The organism is Microbacterium sp. NPDC006705 (assembly GCF_044903545.1).
In the GTDB taxonomy this organism is placed as follows: Bacteria; Actinomycetota; Actinomycetes; order Actinomycetales; family Microbacteriaceae; genus Microbacterium; species Microbacterium plantarum.
Genome location: NZ_JBJDQQ010000001.1, coordinates 138456 through 158848 on the forward strand (window position 1 = coordinate 138456; position 20393 = coordinate 158848).

At 70.2% G+C, this 20393-nt stretch carries 23 protein-coding genes; 9 read left to right on the forward strand and 14 right to left on the reverse strand.

Features of this window, described 5'->3' with window-relative positions; all coding sequences use genetic code 11:
• Positions 1–121 precede the first annotated feature (121 nt).
• Both glpX and ACI2K6_RS00605 read left to right on the forward strand, forming a co-directional pair.
• Positions 122–1111, forward strand: a complete 990-nt coding sequence (glpX, locus tag ACI2K6_RS00600; protein WP_404567715.1) for a class II fructose-bisphosphatase — start codon at positions 122–124, stop codon at positions 1109–1111.
• Between the two features lie 130 nt (positions 1112–1241).
• A complete protein-coding gene (locus ACI2K6_RS00605) occupies positions 1242–1424 on the forward strand; it encodes a UDP-N-acetylmuramyl pentapeptide phosphotransferase (protein ID WP_240309861.1) in 183 nt (60 codons plus the stop codon).
• Positions 1425–1460: 36 nt separating this feature from the next.
• On the opposite strand, the gene ACI2K6_RS00610 is transcribed toward ACI2K6_RS00605, so the two are convergent.
• Complete coding sequence (locus ACI2K6_RS00610; protein ID WP_282501031.1) at positions 1461–2708, reverse strand: DNA recombination protein RmuC; 1248 nt, start codon at positions 2706–2708, stop codon at positions 1461–1463.
• Between the two features lie 98 nt (positions 2709–2806).
• Between ACI2K6_RS00610 and ACI2K6_RS00615 the strand changes: the two genes are divergently transcribed.
• Positions 2807–3469: a DUF6226 family protein gene (locus ACI2K6_RS00615; protein WP_404567716.1), complete on the forward strand. Its 663-nt coding sequence runs from the start codon at positions 2807–2809 to the stop codon at positions 3467–3469.
• A gap of 252 nt (positions 3470–3721) precedes the next feature.
• Here ACI2K6_RS00615 and ACI2K6_RS00620 read toward each other — a convergent pair whose 3' ends face one another.
• Positions 3722–5116 carry a DUF222 domain-containing protein gene (locus tag ACI2K6_RS00620; RefSeq protein ID WP_404567717.1) on the reverse strand — a complete coding sequence of 465 codons (1395 nt, stop codon included), beginning with the start codon at positions 5114–5116 and terminating at the stop codon, positions 3722–3724.
• Between the two features lie 73 nt (positions 5117–5189).
• Entirely contained in the window at positions 5190–5786 is a 597-nt protein-coding gene (locus ACI2K6_RS00625) for an exonuclease domain-containing protein (protein WP_404567719.1), read from the reverse strand.
• Between the two features lie 109 nt (positions 5787–5895).
• On the opposite strand from ACI2K6_RS00625, the gene ychF reads away from it, so the two are divergent.
• The 3 genes from ychF to ACI2K6_RS00640 all read left to right on the forward strand — a co-directional run bounded on the left by ychF (position 5896) and on the right by ACI2K6_RS00640 (position 8109).
• The gene (gene ychF, locus ACI2K6_RS00630; protein WP_301114852.1) at positions 5896–6975 is read left to right on the forward strand and encodes a redox-regulated ATPase YchF; all 1080 of its coding nucleotides are present in this window, start codon (positions 5896–5898) and stop codon (positions 6973–6975) included.
• Between the two features lie 52 nt (positions 6976–7027).
• Positions 7028–7471, forward strand: a complete 444-nt coding sequence (locus ACI2K6_RS00635; protein ID WP_323985770.1) for a hypothetical protein — start codon at positions 7028–7030, stop codon at positions 7469–7471.
• Between the two features lie 98 nt (positions 7472–7569).
• Entirely contained in the window at positions 7570–8109 is a 540-nt protein-coding gene (locus ACI2K6_RS00640; RefSeq protein ID WP_023950448.1) for a Dps family protein, read from the forward strand.
• Positions 8110–8209: 100 nt separating this feature from the next.
• On the opposite strand, the gene ACI2K6_RS00645 is transcribed toward ACI2K6_RS00640, so the two are convergent.
• Positions 8210–9250: a zinc-dependent alcohol dehydrogenase family protein gene (locus ACI2K6_RS00645; protein WP_274177971.1), complete on the reverse strand. Its 1041-nt coding sequence runs from the start codon at positions 9248–9250 to the stop codon at positions 8210–8212.
• A 66-nt stretch (positions 9251–9316) separates the two neighbouring features.
• Complete coding sequence (locus ACI2K6_RS00650) at positions 9317–9679, reverse strand: hypothetical protein (RefSeq protein WP_404567721.1); 363 nt, start codon at positions 9677–9679, stop codon at positions 9317–9319.
• A 192-nt stretch (positions 9680–9871) separates the two neighbouring features.
• On the opposite strand from ACI2K6_RS00650, the gene ACI2K6_RS00655 reads away from it, so the two are divergent.
• The gene (locus tag ACI2K6_RS00655) at positions 9872–10132 is read left to right on the forward strand and encodes a hypothetical protein (protein ID WP_114589563.1); all 261 of its coding nucleotides are present in this window, start codon (positions 9872–9874) and stop codon (positions 10130–10132) included.
• 27 nt (positions 10133–10159) lie between these two features.
• Here ACI2K6_RS00655 and ACI2K6_RS00660 read toward each other — a convergent pair whose 3' ends face one another.
• Both ACI2K6_RS00660 and ACI2K6_RS00665 read right to left on the reverse strand, forming a co-directional pair.
• Positions 10160–10285 (reverse strand): hypothetical protein, encoded by a 126-nt coding sequence (locus tag ACI2K6_RS00660; RefSeq protein WP_258524558.1) that lies wholly within the window; start codon positions 10283–10285, stop codon positions 10160–10162.
• A 238-nt stretch (positions 10286–10523) separates the two neighbouring features.
• Positions 10524–10922, reverse strand: coding sequence for a glucose-6-phosphate dehydrogenase (locus tag ACI2K6_RS00665; protein ID WP_269266125.1), 399 nt, complete (start codon positions 10920–10922; stop codon positions 10524–10526).
• 167 nt (positions 10923–11089) lie between these two features.
• On the opposite strand from ACI2K6_RS00665, the gene ACI2K6_RS00670 reads away from it, so the two are divergent.
• On the forward strand, positions 11090–12004 hold the full coding sequence (locus ACI2K6_RS00670) for an alcohol dehydrogenase catalytic domain-containing protein (RefSeq protein ID WP_282501025.1): 915 nt from the start codon (positions 11090–11092) through the stop codon (positions 12002–12004).
• Positions 12005–12054: 50 nt separating this feature from the next.
• Here the strand turns inward: ACI2K6_RS00670 and ACI2K6_RS00675 are convergent, their stop codons facing one another.
• Positions 12055–12603: a type 1 glutamine amidotransferase domain-containing protein gene (locus ACI2K6_RS00675; RefSeq protein WP_112614984.1), complete on the reverse strand. Its 549-nt coding sequence runs from the start codon at positions 12601–12603 to the stop codon at positions 12055–12057.
• Positions 12604–12692: 89 nt separating this feature from the next.
• Between ACI2K6_RS00675 and ACI2K6_RS00680 the strand changes: the two genes are divergently transcribed.
• Positions 12693–12818 (forward strand): hypothetical protein, encoded by a 126-nt coding sequence (locus ACI2K6_RS00680; RefSeq protein ID WP_258524557.1) that lies wholly within the window; start codon positions 12693–12695, stop codon positions 12816–12818.
• A gap of 87 nt (positions 12819–12905) precedes the next feature.
• On the opposite strand, the gene ACI2K6_RS00685 is transcribed toward ACI2K6_RS00680, so the two are convergent.
• The 6 genes from ACI2K6_RS00685 to nadA all read right to left on the reverse strand — a co-directional run bounded on the left by ACI2K6_RS00685 (position 12906) and on the right by nadA (position 20386).
• Positions 12906–14414, reverse strand: coding sequence for a DHA2 family efflux MFS transporter permease subunit (locus ACI2K6_RS00685; protein WP_404567724.1), 1509 nt, complete (start codon positions 14412–14414; stop codon positions 12906–12908).
• Between the two features lie 144 nt (positions 14415–14558).
• Positions 14559–15515, reverse strand: coding sequence for a glycosyltransferase family 2 protein (locus tag ACI2K6_RS00690; protein WP_404567726.1), 957 nt, complete (start codon positions 15513–15515; stop codon positions 14559–14561).
• Positions 15512–16642, reverse strand: coding sequence for a cysteine desulfurase family protein (locus ACI2K6_RS00695; protein WP_404567727.1), 1131 nt, complete (start codon positions 16640–16642; stop codon positions 15512–15514). The genes ACI2K6_RS00690 and ACI2K6_RS00695 overlap by 4 nt, the downstream gene beginning before the upstream one ends.
• Entirely contained in the window at positions 16642–17499 is an 858-nt protein-coding gene (gene nadC, locus ACI2K6_RS00700; RefSeq protein WP_282502579.1) for a carboxylating nicotinate-nucleotide diphosphorylase, read from the reverse strand. Before nadC ends, ACI2K6_RS00695 begins: the two co-directional genes overlap by 1 nt.
• The gene (gene nadB / locus ACI2K6_RS00705) at positions 17499–19076 is read right to left on the reverse strand and encodes an L-aspartate oxidase (protein ID WP_404567728.1); all 1578 of its coding nucleotides are present in this window, start codon (positions 19074–19076) and stop codon (positions 17499–17501) included. The genes nadC and nadB overlap by 1 nt, the downstream gene beginning before the upstream one ends.
• Positions 19073–20386, reverse strand: coding sequence for a quinolinate synthase NadA (nadA, locus tag ACI2K6_RS00710; RefSeq protein ID WP_404567729.1), 1314 nt, complete (start codon positions 20384–20386; stop codon positions 19073–19075). The genes nadB and nadA overlap by 4 nt, the downstream gene beginning before the upstream one ends.
• Positions 20387–20393 lie beyond the last annotated feature (7 nt).

Sequence of the window (20393 nt, forward strand, 5' to 3'; positions counted from 1 at the left end):
TTGTTGTCACGTGTTCGCGACGCGGCTGGATGTACGGATTCGTTAAGAATCCCGATTCCTTCGTGGGCGCGCGGCCGAAAGCGGCGGATCCCCGCGCCTGCCCGCACCTATGCTGTGGCGCATGGTGAGTTTGACCGCCGACATGAGTCCGCTGCATCCCGATCGAAACCTCGCGCTCGAGCTCGTGCGCGCGACAGAGGCGGCGGCGATCCGTTCGGTGCCGTTCATCGGCCGCGGGCAGAAGGAACTCGCCGACGGGGCGGCCGTCGACGCCATGCGCGCGTTCCTCACGACGGTCAACTTCGACGGCGTGATCGTCATCGGCGAGGGTGAGAAGGATGCCGCACCCATGCTCTTCAACGGCGAGAAGGTCGGCACCGGTCGCGGGCCCCAGGCCGACATCGCCGTGGATCCGATCGACGGCACGACCCTCACCGCGGAGGGGCGCAACAACGCGCTCTCGGTCATCGCGGTCGCCGACCGGGGAGCGATGCTCGACGCCTCGTCGGTGTTCTACATGGACAAGCTCGTCACCGGCCCTGCGGGTGTCGGCGTCGTCGACATCCGACTGCCCATCGCCGAGAACATCCGGCGGCTCGCGAAGGCTCTCGGCAAGCCTGTCGATGAACTGGTGGTCTCGGTCCTGAACCGTCCGCGTCACGCGCAGCTGATCCAGGAGATCCGGGATGCCGGCGCGGGCACGCGGCTGATGAGCGACGGCGACGTCGCGGGTGGGATCAACGCGGCCCGGCACAACGCGCGCACGGACATGTGCGTGGGTGTCGGCGGCAGCCCGGAGGGCATCGTCACCGCGTGCGCCATCAAGGCCCTCGGCGGTCACATCCAGGGCCGGTTGTGGGCGCGCGACGACGACGAGAAGCAGCGCGGCATCGACGCCGGGCTCAACCTCGACGGTCACGTCTACGAGGCCGACGATCTCGTCCGCGGCAAGAACGCGATCTTCGTGGCGACCGGTGTGACCAACGGCGAGCTCGTCGGGGGCGTTCGGCGCGAAGGCGACTACGTGTACACCGAGAGCGTGGTGCTGCGCGGCGCGTCGGGGACGCTGCGTCGGATCACCTCGGAGCACCTCACATCCAAGTGGCTCTGAACTCGGGCGGGTAACTATCACGACACGACTGCGTGTCAACCACTGATGCTCCCAGCAAGGCTCTGTCAGAATGGCAGCGGTATCAACGGCGATGACCACCCTTACGTCAGCACCCGGGAGAACCATGTCGATGACAGCAAACAACCCGCCGACCGGCCAGGTCGCGGTGACGATCGACCCCGCTCGACGTCCGGACGTGCTGCTGCGTCGGCGCCACCCCGAGGGACATCAGATGAGTGCCTGGTGGATGATCGGCGCCTTCCTCGCCGTCTCCGTCGCCGTCGTCGGCCTCGTCAACATGTTCCCGGCCTGACCGGACAGCTCGCCTCCCTTCCCCTCCGCCGACGCGTCACAGCCGTTCGCGAAGCTCGCCGACGTCCGCGCTGAGCAGCTCGGGAGCCGTCGTCATCCGCGTCGACGTCTCGATCGGGCTCGGCGCGCTCGTTGCCTCGAGCCGTGTCTCGTCGATGCCCGGGAACTTCCGCGCCGTCACGAGCACCCTGCTCTCGAGCGTCCCCACGAACTTGTTGTAGGACTCGACCGTCCGCTCGATCGCACGGCGCAGGTCGCCGGCGTGGGAGGCAAGCCCTCCGAGACGCTGGTACAGCTCGTTGCCGAGGTCGAACAGGCGCCGGGCCTCGTCGGAGACGTCTTGCTGGGTCCACGTGTATGCCACGGTCTTCAGCACCGCCCACAGGTTGACCGGTGACGCGAGTGCGACGCGCCGGCTGAAGGCGTAGTCGAGCAGCGCGGGGTCTTCGTCGAGCGCCGCCGCGAGAAGCGATTCGCTCGGGATGAAGCAGACGACGAACTCGGGACTCGAGCTCAGGCCCTGCCAGTAGGCCTTCTTCGCGAGGGCGTCCACGTGGGCGCGCACCGCCTTGACGTGCGCCGTCAGCAACGCTTTGCGGCGTCGCGCCTCCTCACCCTGCGCGGTGACGGGTATCGCGCTCGCCTCGAGATACGAGTCGAGCGGCACCTTCGCGTCGACCGCGAGCGCCTTGTCGCCGGGGAGACGGACGATCAGGTCGGGGCGCCCCGCGCCGCTGTCGGACGAGATGCTGGACTGCAGCTCGAAGTCGACGTAGCGGGTGAGGCCGGCGGACTCGACGATGCGTCGCAGCTGCGTCTCGCCCCAGACGCCACGGGCCGCGCTCGAGCGCAGGGCGCCGGCGAGCGACTCCGTCGTCGAACGCAGCGCCTCGTCGGTCTCGCGTCCGAGTCGCAGCTGCTCCGCGACCGAACCGAACTGCTCGCTGCGTTCGCGTTCGAGGAGCTCGACCTTGGCCTGCATCGCCTGCAGCGACTCCTGGACGGGGGCGAGCGCTCGCAAGACCGCCTGCTCGCGGCGTTCGCGTTCGTCGCGAGCGGCCTGGTCGAGCCGCGCCTGGGTTCCCAGCTCGCGCTGCAGCTCGCGCTGTCGTTCCAGTTGCTCGGCGTGGGCGTCGCGCTCGGCCTCAGCGACGGCCGCGCGAGCCTCGAGACGGACTCGGTCGGCTGCTCCCTCGCGTGAGGCGCGCGCGGAGCCCGCGAACCAGCCACCCGCGGCGGCGATCGCGGCGACGACGATGAGGATGAAGACGAGAGCGGCGTCCATGTGTCCAGGATGCCGGGTGGCTCCGACATCGCCCGGAGGCAGGGCGTCCGGCGCGGCTCTCTCCGCGCCCGGAGCGGACGGTGCGGCAGGATGTCGGCATGAGAGGCTACGTGCGCCCGACTATCGACACGCCGGCGTTCCGCGATGCCGACGGCGCGGTCATCGAGTACGGCAGACGTTGGCCGGTATCGCCTCCAGAAGACGCCTATTCGGTCGACACGCACCCGGAGCGCTTCGCGCCGCTGCATGCTGTCGGCGATGCGCTCATCGCTCACCTAAGCGAGACATTCGAGGTCGACGTCGAGGAGGGTGTTGAGGTCGCCTCAGATCTGAACAGACCGAGCTCTTTCGCTGTGCTCCGTGCGGTGCGCCTGCAGCCCGCCGACCCGCAGTGCGCATCGGTGACTTTCGTTTTCGATGCGTATCCGGGTCTCTCGGTGCACTCGGGACTGCTGCATGACGCTCACTACCCCCATTGCGGGTGCGACGCATGTGACGAGGAATGGCGGTCTGTCGCAGACGAACTCGAGGAGCAGGTCTTCGCGGTCGTGACGGGGAACTTCCGCGAGGCTATCGTGCCCGGCGCCGAGCTTCCGGTGGAGCACGCGTTCACATTCCCCGAGGGCAGCCGATCCGGCCAATCGCGCGTGGAGGACTTTCCGGTGCAGCGGCTGTCGAGCGCCGCGGAGGTGCTCCGCACCGCGGCGGACGGGTGGGCACCGTGGCCGCGCACGCAGGCGTCGCCGGGTGATGGCGCGTAGTCCCGCACTCCCGCGCGCGGCGCTGACATGGAATCATCAATCGGCCGCGCTGAGCAGGCGACCAGGGCGAACCGAACGATGGACTCGTCAGAACCGTGGAAGCCGGGGTCGGGTGGGTCTGTGCACGCTCAATCGGTGACCGGTACCGGCGAAACGGCGAGCTGCGTACGCGCGAGTGCGCCAGCGAGCGCAGGCCGAACCCGGTCCGTGCACGCCGAACCCACGACCAGCGCCAACCGAAGGGCGAACTCGTCAGAACGGTGGAAGCCCCGGTCCGGGTGGAGCCGCGACGGTGAATGCGACGAGTGGTGGTGGTGCGTCTTCGCGGTAGACCCGTCCGGTGGGTGAGGTCCAGATCAGCCTCCCGCCCGGGAGCTGTTGGACTCGCCATCGGGTGTGGTGTTTGACGTCGTGATGGCGTTTGCAGAGGTTCGCGAGGTTGCACACGTGTGTCGCTCCACCGTCGGATGCGGCGATCGTGTGGTCGAGTTCGCACCGGATCGTGGGTTGCCGGCATCCGGGGAACCGGCAGTGCCGATCGCGGGCCCGCAGCAGTCGCACCATCGCGGCGGTGGGCCGGTAGCTGTCGCACTCGAGCACCGTCCCGGTGACCGGATCGGTCAGCAGCCGGTCCCACGAGGTTGCGTTGCCGGCGAGTTCGCGTGCGGTGGCGGCGTCGATGGGCGAGCGTCCCGCCAGATCCGCGGGCCCTTCATCTTGACCCATCAGCGTGAGTGCCGACAGGGCCACCTGCACGTGTGCCCGGATCGCGCCCAGTGTTCCGCCGCCGTCGCCGGTGCCGGTGGGATCGAGGGCCGGTGTCCCGGCGAGGAGCAGGTCGGAGAACACGTCGGCGCGAACCTGGTCGATCGTGCGGGCATCGTCGATGAACGACGACCCGTCGCGAATCGTCGTGTCGGCATCGGGTAAAGCGCCGTTCGCGTCGGCTCGAGTGTCAGGCGTGCCAGGCGCATCAGCCTGGGCTCGCGCGGTGATGATCTCCCGCGCCTGCCGCGTCAGCCGGTCCACGATCCCGTCCGCGATCACCGTCGGCAAGGTCGCGATCAGGTCGGACATCCCATCCGCCCCGGGCTGCACCCACACGCCCCGCCCCGCCGCTGCTTCCTCGTGCCGCTCGGTGAACGTCCGCGGGTGAATGCGCTCGGCGATCATCCGCAGCGCGTCCCGCACCCGGTTGGGTCTCTCGCCCTCGCAGCGCTCGATCGCGACGCGTTCGAACTCCGCGCGATCTCCCGCGGGCACGATGCATCCGATCTCGTGGATCACCCGCACGTGCCCGCGGACGATGCGTCCGGCCTCCCAGGCCGCCATCGTCACGGGGTAGTTCTCGACCAGATCGCGGGCTTCGTCGATGCGACGCTGCAGGGTCCGGTCGGTCGCCACGAACACTCCGGCCAGCTCCGCCGCGATGCCGCGCAGAGCCATCTCGCGCGCCTTGACCTTCTCCGGTGCTCCCGCGGACTGGGACTCGGCCAGCTGGCCGGCGGCAGCGAGGAGACGAACCTCCCGGACCTGTGCCGCGCGCGCGGCATCCGCTATGCCCTCGGCATCCGCGACCAGCTGAGCGAGTGTGTCGACGTCTGCGTCGCTGCCCATCCCGCTACCAAGCCCGCCATTCGAATGCATGTTCGAATCATGTCATGGACCTCCGACATCGTGCCGGAACCTTCCACAGACCCGCGGACGACCAGCGACCCCGTCAGGCCGGGCTGAGCAGCGAACCCCCGATCGGCTCGTGCTCGGGCACGCGCACCCCCAGCAGCATCGCTAGTTCGACGAGGTCGTGCGCGCCGGCCCGGCGAGCCGCGTCGATGGTGATGTGTGCGCAGGCGAGCGCGTCCGCGAGGGCATCGTGATGCGCGAAGTCGAGGAACCCGACGGCAGCAGCAACGAGCGGCAGCCGGTAGGAATCGAGCTGATACGTCTTCCGCGCCAGCTGCACGCTGCACACCGAGCGGATCGCCGGGAGCGCGGTATCCGTGGCCTCGCACGCGCGGCGCAGCACTGCCATGTCGAAACCCGCGTTGTGGGCCACGAGCACGTCGTCACCGATGAACTCGAGAAGCCGGGGGAGTTGCGCTACCCAGCCGGGGGCATGGTGCACCGCGTCGGCGGTGATGCCGTGGATGGAGACGTTGATGTCGAAGAAGCGGTCGTGGCCCGAGGGCGGGCGAATCAACCAGCCGTCGGAGGCGACGACCTCACCGTCGCGGACGCGAACCAGGCCGACAGAGCATGCGGATGCACTGGAGGAGTTCGCCGTCTCGAAGTCGATCGCGGTGAAGTCCAGTGCCACGGGACAAGCGTCACCCGTGTCCGGAGGACGAGAAGGGAGGCGCGCCGCCGAGCCGGGCGATCCGGATCGGTCGGAGGCGATGTCGGTGGGCCACGTAGACTGGATGCCCGTGGCTCTCACCATCGGAATCGTAGGACTGCCCAACGTCGGCAAGTCGACCCTCTTCAACGCCCTGACCAAGAACCAGGTTCTCGCGGCGAACTACCCGTTCGCGACGATCGAGCCGAACGTCGGCGTGGTGAACCTCCCCGACCCGCGCCTGAAGGTGCTGGCCGAGATCTTCCACTCCGAGCGCATCCTTCCCGCCGCGGTGTCGTTCGTCGACATCGCCGGCATCGTGCGCGGTGCGTCGGAGGGTGAGGGGCTGGGCAACCAGTTCCTCGCGAACATCCGCGAGGCCGACGCCATCGCGCAGGTTGTCCGCGGCTTCGCCGACGACGACGTCGTGCACGTCGAGGGTGCCGTGAACCCGCAGAACGACATGGAGACGATCAACGCCGAGCTGCAGCTCGCCGATCTCCAGACCCTCGAGAAGGCGATCACGCGCTACGAGAAGGAGGTTCGCGGCAAGAAGCTCGATCCCTCCGTGCTCGAGGCTGCAAAGGCTGCGCAGGATGCGCTTCAGCGCGGCGAACTGCTGTCGGGAGCCGACTCCAAGATCGACCTCGCACCCATCAAGGAGCTCGGCCTGCTGACGGCCAAGCCCTTCATCTTCGTCTTCAACGTCGACGAGGCCGTTCTCACGGATGACGCGCGCAAGGCGGAACTCGCCGCGCTCGTCGCTCCTGCCCAGGCGGTGTTCCTCGACGCGAAGATCGAGTCGGAGCTCATCGACCTCGACCCCGAGGAAGCCGCAGAACTGCTCGCGTCGACCGGTCAGGACGAGTCGGGCCTCGACCAGCTCGCGCGCATCGGGTTCGACACGCTGGGCCTGCAGACCTACCTGACCGCGGGTCCGAAGGAAGCGCGCGCCTGGACGATCGGCAAGGGCTGGAAGGCTCCGCAGGCTGCCGGCGTCATCCACACCGATTTCGAGAAGGGCTTCATCAAGGCCGAGGTCATCTCGTTCGAGGACCTCGTCGCGACCGGCTCGGTCGCCGAGGCCCGCGCGAAGGGCAAGGCGCGCCTCGAGGGCAAGGACTACGTCATGCAGGACGGCGACGTCGTGGAGTTCCGCTTCAACGTCTGACGCCCTGCGGCTATCGGTGAAGCCCACCGCCCACGGCTGGCACAATCGAGGCATGCCACGCGAGCGCGCCGGAGATCCGCAGTATGACGGGTCGCCCGGTGTCGACACGCCCACAGATGACACTCTGCAGGCGTACGACCGACGAATCGGAGCGCTCGTGATCGAAGACCAGGTCGTCGGTCATGTGGCGAGCGTCGTCCGCGAGATGCGATTTCCGTCGAGGCAGCGCTGGTTGTGGTTCACCGTCGTGTGGCCCGATGGATCGCGTGAGCTCCCCTTCGAGGACTACGGTCCTGGATGGCACACGGTTCGCGAGCTCGAGGCCGGGTACCTTGCTTACCACCTGCAAAGCACGGTGCACGAGCGGCGTCTGTTGGGCCGCCACTGGCTCTCGGCGAGGTGGGGTGCGTCGCAGACGTTCGGCGTGCGATGGCTCGAGGGAGACGTCGCCGCTCGTCGTTGGCTCGAACTCGGTCTTCGTGACGAAGACTTCTGAACACCCGTTACCAGCCCCCGCACGTTCCATCAACCGGTGGGCGCCGCGCCCTCGCCCTGCCTAGCGTGGATGTCATCTCGACTCGAGGAGGCAACACTATGGCCACGAACACCACCACCACGCGTAACAAGCGCCGCGCCGCCGGCGCCGGTCTGACGAACGAGCAGAACGCCGAGAGCGGCTTCCGCGCTTCGCAGAAGCTCAGCGAGAACACCCAGAAGGTGCTCGTCGACCTCATCGAGCTGTCGCTCCAGGGCAAGCAGGCGCACTGGAACGTCGTCGGACGCAACTTCCGCGACACCCACCTCCAGCTCGACGAGATCATCGACGCCGCCCGCGAGTTCGCCGACACCGTCGCCGAGCGCATGCGTGCGCTTCACGCCCTCCCGGATGGCCGCAGCGACACCGTCGCCGAGACCACGACGCTGCCCGAGTTCCCGCAGGGCGAGATCGACACCGCCGAGGTCATCGACCTGATCACCGAGCGCCTCGAGGCGACGATCGGCACGTGCCGTGATGTGCACGACGAGGTCGACGAGGAAGACCCGACGACCGCCGACATCCTGCACTCGATCCTCGAGCGTCTCGAGCAGCTCGCCTGGATGGTCAGCGCCGAGAACCGCAAGCCCCAGGGCTGATATGCCCCAGGGCTGACCAAGTCCCGGCCGGGTAGTCCCGGCGACGAAGACCCCGCTCGTGACCACTGCGTCCGGGCGGGGTCTTCGCGTATCGCGTGTGTCAGACCAGCCGCGGATCGATCATCGTCATGCCCGCCGCTGCCGCGGTGTCCATGGCCGGCAACAGTCGCGCACCTTCCTCCAGTCCGACGACCCGCTGCACGAGGTCCTGCGGGCGCAGGCTGCCGTCGCCGATCAGCGCCATCATTCCGGGGTAGTCCACCGCTGCCATGCCGTGGCTGCCGAGCAGGTCGAGCTCCCACGCGATGACGCGGGCCAGGGGAGCGGCGCTACGACCGGATGCCGAGGGCAGCAGCCCGATCTGCACATGACGTCCTCGACGACGAAGGCTCAGAATCGCATCGGATGCGGTCTGCTCGCTGCCCACCGCATCGACCGAGACGTGGCTGCCCCCGCCCGTCAGCTCGTGAACGACGGCGGGGACGTCCTGCCCGTCAGCGGCGACGACGTGTTCGGCGCCGAGCTCCGAGGCGGTCTGCAAAGCGCCAGGCGACCGGTCGACCGCGATGACCCGCGCTCCCAGAGCACGTGCGATCATCACGGCGCTGAGGCCGACACCGCCTGCGCCGACGATCGTGATCCACTCGCCGCCGCTCAGGGTCGCCCGGGCGATCAGCGCGCGGTACGCCGTGGCGAAGCGGCATCCGAGCGCCGCCGCGGCTTCGAACGAGACGCCGTCGGGGATGCCGACGAGGTTGACGTCGGCCGCCGGCACGACGACCCGCTCGGCGAACGAGCCGGCGTAGGTGAAGCCGGGCTGCTGCTGGTGCGGGCAGACCTGGGCGTCCCCGCGTGCGCACCACTCGCATCGACCGCAGCCGATCACGAACGGCGTCGTGACGCGATCACCCACCTGCCAGCCCGCGACTTCCGCACCGACCTCGGAGATGACACCTGAGAACTCATGCCCGGGGGTGTGGGGGAGTGCGATGTCGTCGTGGCCGGCCCAGGCGTGCCAGTCGCTTCGACAGAGCCCGGTGGCGCGCACCGACACCACCACCCCGTCGGCGGGGACGCTCGGATCGGCCACCTCGCGAACCGTCACCGGCCCGCGGATGCTGTCCATGACCATCGCTCGCACGTTCGGCCACGCTACGCCATCGAGCGAGTCAGCGCCGCACGGTCGACGGCAGTGTGACGCGAAAGGTCAGGCGTCGCGGAAGCCCTCGAGGTCGGGGTCCCACTGTGCGGGTGCCTCTTCGTCGAGGGCATAGAGGTGAGCGCCCTCGGAACGGCGCTGAGGGTAGCTCTCGTGTGCTCGAAGGTCTTCCGCCCCCTCGGAGAAGTCCGGTTCATCGGCGTCCCAGTCGATGGGGGCGGACAGCACGTCGTTGCCGACCCCGATGACAAGTTCGGCCTCATCGACACGCCCGCTCGGTTCGAGCACGATCGGAATCCGCACGGCTTCGGCGCGGCCGTAATTGGCGACCGCCGCCGTGAGCTCCACCAGTGCCTCCGCAACGTCATCCGTCGTGATCACCGTGTCGCCCGCGTACGTGATTCGTCTCATGACAACACTGTGTCGGCTAGCGCCGCCGGGCACCTCGCACTTGCGCTGACGATCGTCATCGGATACGGCTCGCATCGGCCGAGGATCATTGCACGAGGCTCCCGGCTGGTCAACGCGCCTGACGCGATCGGCGGCGCTGCCTAGCGTGGTCGCGAGCGTCGGAATCGGCGCGCCGACAGCGAGGGAGACGTGATGAGCCAGCAGGACCCGGCGACCGACCAGGAACCGCTCTCCGAGCCGGAGGCGGTCCGCAAGGACATGCGCTACAGCCCGGCCAGCGACACCGAGACCCGTGAGAAGCAGGACGAGGCCCCGACCAGCCCCGACGAGGACGTCGATGACGAGCTCGTGCGTGCGCGTCCGGGAACCGGCGGTCCCGACGATGTCGGCGACGTCGATGTGCCCGCCGAAGACCTCAATCTGCCGTGGCGCGACGACGAAGCGGGCGCCTGACAGTCCACCGTCTGTTGGCGCGGGCGGTCAGTTCCACCCGACGGTGTTGAACCACTGAGCCCGGGCCTCGGCCTCGGCGGCATCCGTCGTGCCGCGGAAGGCGTCGTGGCGGTCGATGCGACCCTCGCTCAATTCGACGAAGGCCGTGCACACGGGGCACAGTCCCCGTCCGAAGGGAAAACCGCCGGGCAGTGTCGGCGACGGCTGCGCAGGCTCACCGCTGCCCGAGCATCGTGGCGGATCGGCCTGCGCCTCTGACCACATCTGCGACGTTCCGAGCCGGTTATGCAGCCCCGCGTGTCCCCTCGGGCGGGTGCACAATGCCGATCCGCGGCGGGACCGGCACCACAGCGCGGTCGGATAGTTCGCGGCGGCCGGTTCGCTCACGCGGTCAGATCCGGATGCCGCAGACGCCGCACTCGCCCGCGGCGGACACCTCGACGAAGCAGTCCGGGCACATCGCGCGGACGACATCCGAGGGTGCGGGCGCCTTCGGAGTGCGCGGCGCTGCAGCTCGGGGCGCGGCACGTCGCGCGGGTGCCGAACGTGTCGCGACCGCGACGGGTTGCTTGCGCTCCGGAACGTGCGACTCGCAGTAGAACCGGACGAAGCCGCCGTGGTTGGTCGGGTGGCGGTGCTTGACCGCCCACAGGTGGTCGCGATCATGGGCACCGGCGTCGGCGGGGCAGGCAGCGCATCTCGCGGGATCACCCGGCATGACGTCGGCGACGCGGTAGGGCGTCTCGTAGGTGAGGCGATCGCGCCAGTCGGCCGAGTCGACGATTCTCATGGTGGTCCTCTCCGGCACGCGCGCGCCGGATTCCAGCGTACCCGCGGCGCCGGGGAGGCGGTCCGACCACCATCCGGTGAACATTCGCGAAACGGCGTGCGCCGCCGCGCCGCGGGCCCGGCGGCCTTTGCGACAGTGAGGGGGTCACCACGGGCGAGAGGGCGCGAATGGAACTGGCGACCCCGGCACCGATGGACGTGCTGCTGCGTCCTGCTGCACTGGCGCGCGCATGGATGGGGCCGGGCCGCGACCAGGAGACGATCGCCGTGCCCGGCGTCGTGCTCGGGCCGGGCGAGGTGCTCGTCCGTGTCGAGCTCGTCACGATCACCGAGGACGACATCGCGATCACGGACGGTGAGGAGCAATGCCCGGTGCCGACGGTCCTCGGCCGTGAGTTCGTCGGCAGGGTCGCGGCGCTCGGCGGCGCGGTCGCGGCGGCGGACGGCATTCCGCTCGAGCTCGGGGAGCGCGTCGTGAGCGCCGTGGGACCGCATGAGCGCATCGGAGCCCATCGCGAACTCGTGGGCGGCTTCGCGACGCACGTGCATCTGGTCACGGGCACGCCGATCGTCCGTGTGGGCGAGGCGCTCCCCGCCTGCATCCTGGCCCCCGTGTCGGGCGCGGTCGCGCGAGCGGCCGGGCTCGTGCGACGGCTGGAAGAGATCGCCGATCCGGAGGACCTCCTCGTGACCATCGCCGGCACCGGCGCCGATCCGCTCGTGCTGTCCGCCATGATCGCCGAGCGGGGTGGACGAGCGCGGCTCGCCTCAGCCGATCCGCGGGTCCGCGCGCGGGCCGAGCGCTTCGGCGCTGCGCTGGCCCCCGAGCACGTGCCCGAGACGGATCTGAGCGCGCGCTTCCGTACCGCGAGCGAAGCCTCACCGGAAACGACCCTGCGGGTCGGCGTGCCGACATCCGCCGACCTCGAGGCTGCCGTCGCCTTCATGCGCGCCCCGGGCACCCGCCGCTACCCGTTCGCCGACCTCGTCTCGACGCCCTTGCCGCTCGACCGGCTCGACGACGCGATCGAGCTTGCCCGGTCGGGTCGCCACCTGCGCGTGGCGATCGCCCCCGGAGCCTGAGCTCGCGGGGGCGATCGGAAGCCGTGTCGGCGGCGTTCAGGACCGACGGGTCACGCGGTCTGGCCGGCGTGCTCGCCTTCTTCGATCTCCTCGATGACCTTCGCGTTGAAGGCCGGGAGGTCATCGGGCGTTCGGCTCGAGACGAGGCCCTGGTCCACGACGACCTCCTCGTCGACCCAGGTGGCACCGGCGTTCATCAGATCGGTGCGCAGGCTCGGGAAGCTCGTCAGGGTGCGGCCCGAGAGGACGTCGGCCTCGGTCAGGATCCACGCCGCGTGGCAGATCGCGCCAACGGGCTTGTGCTGTTCGAAGAACGCGCGCGCGAAGTCGACCGCGTTCGCGTCGAGTCGCAGGTTGTCGGCGTTGACGACGCCGCCCGGAAGCACGAGCGCGTCGTACTCGTCGGCCTCGGCATCCGCCGTGACGACGTCGACCTTCTGGGTGTGGCCGTTCTTGCCGGTGATCTCGCCCGATTCGGGGGCGATCATGACGACGGTCGCGCCCGCGTCGGAGACGGCCTGCCACGGCGAGGTCAGCTCGCTGTCCTCGAAGCCGTCGGTTGCCAGGAATGCGATCTTCTTGCCATCGAGAGTGCTCATGTCGCCGACGCTACGCGCGGCCGACGGCGGCTGCGACGCGCTTGACACGCTCCGCGACGCATGGTCCCCTGCGGGGTTACGATGGCGATATGTCCACAGCATCCACGCCCCAGCCTCAGACACTGCAGCCGGTTCCCGATGAGAAGAACCTGCTGGTCACCGCGAACGACGACGCAGGTTCCTGCTGCGGCGGAGGGTGCTGCTCGACCTCTTGAACCTCGCCTCGAGGCGTACGACGAAGCCGCCGGTGCATGACGCATCCGGCGGCTTCGTCGTTCTCGCGCGATGGCGGCGAGGCCGGCTCAGTGCGCCGCGGGCACGCCTTCGGGGCTGTCGGCCGGCTTGCGGATGAGCAGCGCCCCGATGATCAGCGGCGACGCGATGATCGCGGCCACGAAGAAGGCCGCCCGCGCGCCCGCGGCGCCGGCCGCCGTCGTCCCCGGATCGGCGGCGCCGGCCTCGGCAGCGGCCATCACCGTGATGAGCAGAGCGATGCCCGCGGCGCCCGCGACCTGCTGGATGGTCGAGACGATCGCGCTGCCGTACGAGTAGAACCGCGGCTGCAGAGAGCCGAGGGATGCCGTGAACAGCGGCGTGAACGACATCGCCAGGCCGAGCGAGAGACACGTCTGCAGCGTGAGCAGCAGCCATACCGACGTGTTCTCGGTGAGGGTGGTGAAGCTCCACAGGATGCCGGTGACGATGACGGCTCCGGGGACGAGGAGCACGCGCGTGCCCCAGCGGTCGTAGATGCGCCCGATGAACGGGCCGGCGATGCCCATCGCGAGAGAGCCCGGCAGGACGATCAGCCCGGACTCGAGCGCGGAGAGCCCGAGGACGTTCTGCATGTACAGCGGCAGCAGGGTGATCGCGCCGAAGAACGCCATGGACATGACGCCCAGCTGGGCCACCGAGAGCGAGAAGTTGGCCGAGCGGAACACGCGCAGGTCGAGCAGCGCCTCGTCGTTGCGCTGCAGCACGAGCTGACGCCACACGAACGCGCCGAGCGCCACGACCCCGACCGACAGGGAGATGATGAGCGGCAGGTTCGACGCGGGCGCCGCGGCCGCGGCATCCCCGCCGCCGTGGCCTCCGGCGCCGATCTGGCTGAGCCCGAACACGAGGCCTCCGAAACCGAAGGCCGAGAGCACGACGGAGAAGACGTCGAGTGGCGCGCGCCGGGTCTCGCCGAGGTTGTGGATCCAGCGGACGCCGATCGCGAGCGAGACCAGGGCGATCGGGAGGACGACGCCGAAGATCCAGCGCCAGCTGAGGGTGTCGAGGAGGAACCCGGACAGCGTCGGCCCGATCGCGGGAGCGAGCGACATCACGATGCTGACCCGGCCCATCATGCGGCCCCGAGCGTGCGGCGGGACGACCGTCATCAGCGTCGTCATCAGCAGCGGCATCATGATCGCGGTTCCCGAAGCCTGCACGACACGCGCGACGAGGAGGAAACCGAAGCTCGGCGCCAGGACGGCGATGAGCGTTCCCGTCGAGAACAGGCTCATCGCAGCGGTGAAGACAGCCCGCGTCGTCAGACGTTGCAGCAGGAAGCCGGTGATCGGGATCACCACCGCCATCGTGAGCATGAACGCGGTCGTGAGCCACTGCGCCGCCACCGCCGTGATGCGGAAGTCGGTGATCAGGTGCGGGATCGCGACGCCCATGGTCGTCTCGTTCAGGATCGCGACGAAGGCGGCGACGAGCAGGAGCCAGATCACCCGGTTCGCCTCGGCGGTCACGACGGTGGGCACGGCGGGCGATGCGGCGGATGCGGGGGCGTTCGTGGACGACGGCGCGACGGCCATGGGCAACTCCTCGGTCGGAAGATCGGTCGTCACCCGAGGGCGGACTCCGCAGGGCCAACGCCCCGACGGATCGATTATTCCCGGGGCCGACGACACGGCGCCAGCATCAGCTTCCGGTCGGTCGACGCGGATGCGCGCGGCGGATCACCAGAGGCGGGCGATGTCCCACAACTCGGCGGCTGCCGGCTCGGCGGCCCGGTGACCCGGTGCTCGTTCCCGGAAGTCGCGGACCAGCCCGCCGATCCGCCGACGGTACTCGGGATCGGGATGGGTCGCGGCGATGCGCACGAGCGGGGGAACGTCCATGTCGAGCACGAGCCGGACCCGGGCCGTGGCCGCGGCACGGGCATCGGCGGCGTCGAGCACCGCCAGGCCCGACCGCAGCGCATCGAGATAGTCGATGAGCACGGGCAGCTGTGCACGGTGCTGCGTGATCGACGACCCGTCCGCCCGCTCGCGCCAGTGCACGACGACGTCCGGAATCACGTCGAACGCTCGGGCGCGGGTGTACATCTGCTGTGCGACCAGCTGGTCCTCGTACAGCCGGTTCTCGGGGAAGCGCAGTCGGTGACGTCGCCAGAACTCGATGCGGCTCGCTTTCGACCACGCGACGATGTTCCCCGATGCCTCGGGATGGTCGGCGAGGGTGGTCCCGATGCGGGCAGGCCGAGTGGATGCCGCGACCCAGGGTTGCACGGGGCCCGGGACGTAGCCCTCATCGGTCGGACGCAGTCGCACGTAGGCCCCGGCGACGAAGTCGGAGCCCGAAGCGTCGAGCGTTCCGATCCAGCGCTCCAGGGCCGACGGGGTGAGGACGTCGTCCGCGTCGAGGAAGGCGACGAACGGGGTGTCGACCCGATCGAGCCCCGCGTTCCGTGCGGCACCCAGCCCGACGGCGCGATCGTGTGCGATCACGCGGAACCGCTCGTCCGACGCGGCCGCTTCCGCGAAGATGCGTCCGGTCGTGTCGCGCGATCCGTCGTCGATGAGGATCGCGGTCCACTCGCCGAGGGTCTGGGCCTTCAGGGAAGCCAGCGCTTCCTCGGCGTAGGGGGCGACGTCGCGGCCGGGGACGATGACGGTGACGACGGGCGAGCTCACGACCCCGATCGTACTGCCGAGACGGCGTCGGCCACCGCGCCCGCGAGCGCTCCCGCATCCGGCGCCGTCGCGCGATCGAAGCTGAACCGCACCGCGGTGCGGGCGTCATCGGCGTCGAGACCCATCGCCGTCAAGACGTGCGACGGCTCGTCGCTGCCCGCGGCGCATGCCGACCCGCTGCTCGTGACTATTCCACGCCGTTCCAGTTCGAGGAGCACGGCCTCGCCCGAGGTCGCGGCGAACGTGAACGAGGCGAGGCCCGGAAGCCTCCGATCAGGGTCGCCGGTCGCGCGCGATCCGGGGACGGTGCCGAGCACGCGGCTCGTGAATGCGTCGCGCGCCGCCGCGGCCCGCGCAGCGGCCTCGGGGCGCTCGCGCTCGGCCAGCTCGAGCGCGAGCGCGAGGCCCACCGCCCCCGCGACGTTCTGCGTGCCCGAGCGCCGGCCGCGCTCCTGGCCGCCGCCGTGGATCACGGGCTCGAGGGGGAGCCGGCCGCGGACCGCCAGCACACCGATGCCCTGCGGCGCGCCGATCTTGTGGCCCGCGACCGACAGAGCCGAGGCGCCCGTGCCGGTGAGGGGAAGCCACCCGGCCGCCTGCACGGCATCGGTGTGCACCGGGACCGAACCCGCTGCTCGCGCGATCGCCGCGACATCCTGAACGGTTCCGACCTCGTTGTTGGCGTAGCCGATGCTCACGACGGCGGTGTCATCGCGCACGGCTCGGGCGACGGCGTCGGGGTCGACGCGTCCGAGCGAGTCCACGGGCAGGACGTCGACGTCGTATCGATGCATGCGCTGGAGGTAACGACAGACCGCCAATACCGAATCGTGCTCCACCGCCGTCGTGACGATGTGGCCGGGAGCGCGTCCGCGGGCCCCGAGGGCGATGCCCGCGATCGCGAGGTTGTTCGCCTCGGTTCCTCCGGACGTGAAGACGATGTCGCCGGCGCGCATGCCGAGCACCGCCGCCACCCGCCGCCGCGCGTCGTCGAGGGCGCCGGCGACGTCTTCACCGACCGTGTGGATGCTCGACGGGTTGCCGAATCGCCCGGTGAGGAATGGTGCCATCGCCTCGAGCACCTCACGACGCACCGGACCGCCCGCGGCGTGGTCGAGGTACAGCATCAGCGCGCGTCGACGACGAGGTCGAGCCCGAGGTCGAGCGAGGGCGCGGAGTGCGTGAGCGCTCCGACGGAGATCACGTCGACACCGGTCTCGGCGATCGCACGCACGCTCTCGAGCGACACTCCGCCCGACGCCTCGACGACCGCGCGACCGGAGACGATGGCGACCCCGCGGCGCAGATCGTCCAGCGAGAAGTTGTCGAGCATGATCGTGTCCACGCCGGCGGCGAGCACGGGCTCGATCTGATCGATGCGGTCGACTTCCACCTCGACGTGGGTCGTGTGAGGAAGGTCATCCATCGCGCGTCGCAGCGCTTCGGTCAGCCCCGTCCCATCGGCGGTGATGACACCGAGGTGGTTGTCCTTGAGCATGACCGCATCCGACAGGGAGAACCGGTGGTTGTGGCCGCCGCCGTCCCGGACGGCCTGCCGCTCGATCAGACGCAGCCCCGGTGTCGTCTTGCGGGTGTCGACGATGCGGGCACCGGTCCCCGCGACTTCGTCGACGTAGCGACGGGTCAGCGTGGCGATCCCCGACATCCGCTGGGTGAGGTTCAATCCGACGCGTTCGGCGGTCAGCACGGCGCGCGCCGGACCGCGGACGGTGGCCAGCGTGTCACCGGGGCGGATGCGCGAGCCGTCGGGCACGTCGATCACGACGTCGCAGCTCGGATCGGTGAGCGCGAAAGCCGCGGCGAAAACTGCCCCGCCGCTGAGGATGCCGTCGACGCGCGAGACGAGCGCGGCCGTGGCGCGCGCCGCCCCGGGGATGAAGGCGGTGCTGGTGAGATCGCCCCATGGGGCGTCCTCATCGAGTGCGGGGCCGACGAGGGCAGCGATCTGTCGGGGTGTGAGCATCATGCGACCTTCTCGGGAGCGGCGGCGGGTCGGACGGATTCGTCGGCGGTCAGCGGACGAGCGGTGGTGTCGTCGCTGCGGTGGTGTGCGCCGATCGATCGGGTGCGTGCGAGCGCGGCGGTGGTCATCGAGCTCGCGACGAGGAGCAGGTTGGCGTCCTCGTGTTCGCGCCGGGAGCGGGGTGCGACTGCGGCGCGCGACCACTCATCGAGGATGTCGAGCGCGAGAGCGAGCCCGGAGGCGTCCCGCTCGAGTCCGACGTGCCGCCACATGAGCGACTGCAGGGCCGCTCGGCTGAACGGTCCGTTCGCCGGTATCCGTCGCGGCGCACGGGACCGGCTCGCCACGGCGCGAGGTGACGACGAGACGCTCGGAGACGCCGTTGCGACCCGCGGGTCGCCGTCGACGACGGCATCCGCGGTGCGCAGGCCGAACACGACGGCTTCGAGCAGCGAGTTGGAGGCCAGCCGATTGGCACCGTGCACGCCCGTGCGCGCGACCTCGCCGACCGCGAACAGCCCGTCGACGTCGGTCCGACCGTCGAGATCGGTCACGACGCCGCCCATGAGGTAGTGCGCGGCGGGAGTGACGGGAACCGGATGCCGCGACCAATCCCATCCGCGCGCCCGCACGGACTCGTCGATCGTCGGGAACCGGTGGGCGAGGAAGGCAGCCGTCGCCGACGGAGTCTCGCGCAGGCCGGTCGCGTCGAGCAGCACCGGCCGGCCGCCCTGACGCGCCATCGCCGCCGCGATCGCGCGCGCCACGACGTCTCGTGGAGCGAGTTCCGCATCGGGATGTGCATCGACGCAGAAGCGGCGCCCGCGCTCGTCGATCAACACAGCACCCTCGCCGCGCACGGCCTCCGACACGAGCGTCCCATCGGTCAGGGCGGTGGGGTGGAACTGCACGAACTCCAGGTCGGCGACGGTCGCGCCGGCGCGCAGGGCGAGCGCGATCCCGTCGGCGGTCGCCACCGCGGGATTCGTCGTGTGGGCGTACAGCTGTCCCGCCCCACCCGTCGCGAGGACCACGGCATCCGCGGCCAGCGTCTCGGTGCGGCCCTCCGAGAGCACCCGCACACCCCGCGCCGCCCCGTCGGAGACCACGACGTCGGTGACGAGAGCGTCGGAGCGGATCTGGACGGGCGCGAGAGCCAGCGCGCGGTTCAGAGCGCGCTGGATCGCGGCTCCGGTCGCATCGCCGCCGGCGTGCAGGATTCGCGGAACCCGGTGCGCACCTTCCAGGCCGAGTCGCAGCGCGCCGCTGTCGTCGCGGTCGAACGCGACCGCGATCGCCTCGAGCGTCGCGACGGCGTCCGGCCCCGCCGATGCGAGCGTGTGCACGGCGTCGCGCTCGCCGAGGCCCGCGCCGGCGCGCAGAGTGTCGTCGACGTGGGCGAGAACCGAGTCGCCCGTGGCCGTCACGGCGGCGATGCCGCCCTGCGCGTAGGCGGTGTTGCCGTCGCCGAGCGCTCTCTTCGTGACCAGGACGACCTCGCAGCCGGCGTCGGCGGCGCGCAGGGCGCACATGCCGCCGGCAAGACCGGAGCCCACGACCACGACACGCCGGGTCATGGCCGCGCCGCCAGCATCCGTTCGAGGGCGGCCCGTGCCGGCACGGCGACGTCGTCGGAGACCCGGATGCGGTTGGGGGTCCGTCCCGCGCAGAGCTCGTCGAGGACCCACGCCAGGTAGCCCGGGTGGATGCGGTACATCGTCGAGCACGGGCAGACGACGGGATCGAGGCAGAAGATGCGGTGCTGCGGGTATTGCGCGGCGAGCCGCTGGACGAGGTTGATCTCTGTGCCGACCGCGAAGATTGTGGGCTCGGTCGCGCCGTCGATCGCGCGGCGGATGTACTCCGTCGATCCCGCCTCGTCCGCGGCGTCCACGACCGGCATCGGGCACTCGGGGTGGACGATGACGCGGACGCCCGGGTGTTCCGCACGCGCCTGCGCGATCTGCTCGACGGTGAAGCGGCGGTGCACCGAGCAGAAGCCATGCCAGAGGATGACCCGAGCATCGCGCAGGGACGCCTCGTCGTTGCCGCCGAGCGGGCGGCGGGGGTTCCACATCGGCATGCGGTCGAGCGTGACCCCCATCGCCTTGGCGGTGTTGCGTCCGAGGTGCTGGTCGGGGAAGAACAGCACCCGGCGGCCGCGTGCGAAGGCCCACTCGAGCACGGTGCGGGCGTTCGAGGAGGTGCACACGATTCCGCCGTGCCGGCCGACGAAGCCCTTGATGGCGGCGGAGGAGTTCATGTACGTGACGGGGATGACGGGGAGAAGTCCTTCGGCGTCGGGGCTGCCGAGGTCGCCGTAGATCTCGCCGAGCTGCTCCCAGCACTCCTCGACCTCGTCGATCGACGCCATGTCGGCCATCGAGCATCCGGCGGCGAGGTTGGGCAGGATGACGGACTGCTCGGGCCGCGACAGCAGGTCGGCGGTCTCGGCCATGAAGTGGACGCCGCAGAAGACGATGGCCTCGGCCTCGGGGTGGGCCTTCGTCGCTTCCGCGAGCTGGAACGAGTCGCCCACGTAGTCCGCGTGCCGCACGACCTCTTCGCGCTGGTAGAAGTGCCCCAGGACGACGACCCGGTCGCCGAGGGCGGCCTCGGCGGCGGAGATGCGGTCGTGCAGCTCGTCCTCGTCCGCGGTCCGGTAGTACTCCGGGAGCTCGCCCTGGCGCGGCGCCCCGGTCGGGATGACGTCGCCCATCGACGAGCCCGGGCCGTACCCCGGCCGTGCGTCGAAGCTCCACGGTCCCGCGGCGAGATCGGTGTTGCATGTCTCGGCGTTCGACGCGCCGGCGACGATCGCCTGGATCCCGTGATCGACGCTCGGGTCGATCGGTCGCGGCGACAGCGTGAGCGGAGAAGTGGTCATGCGCGTT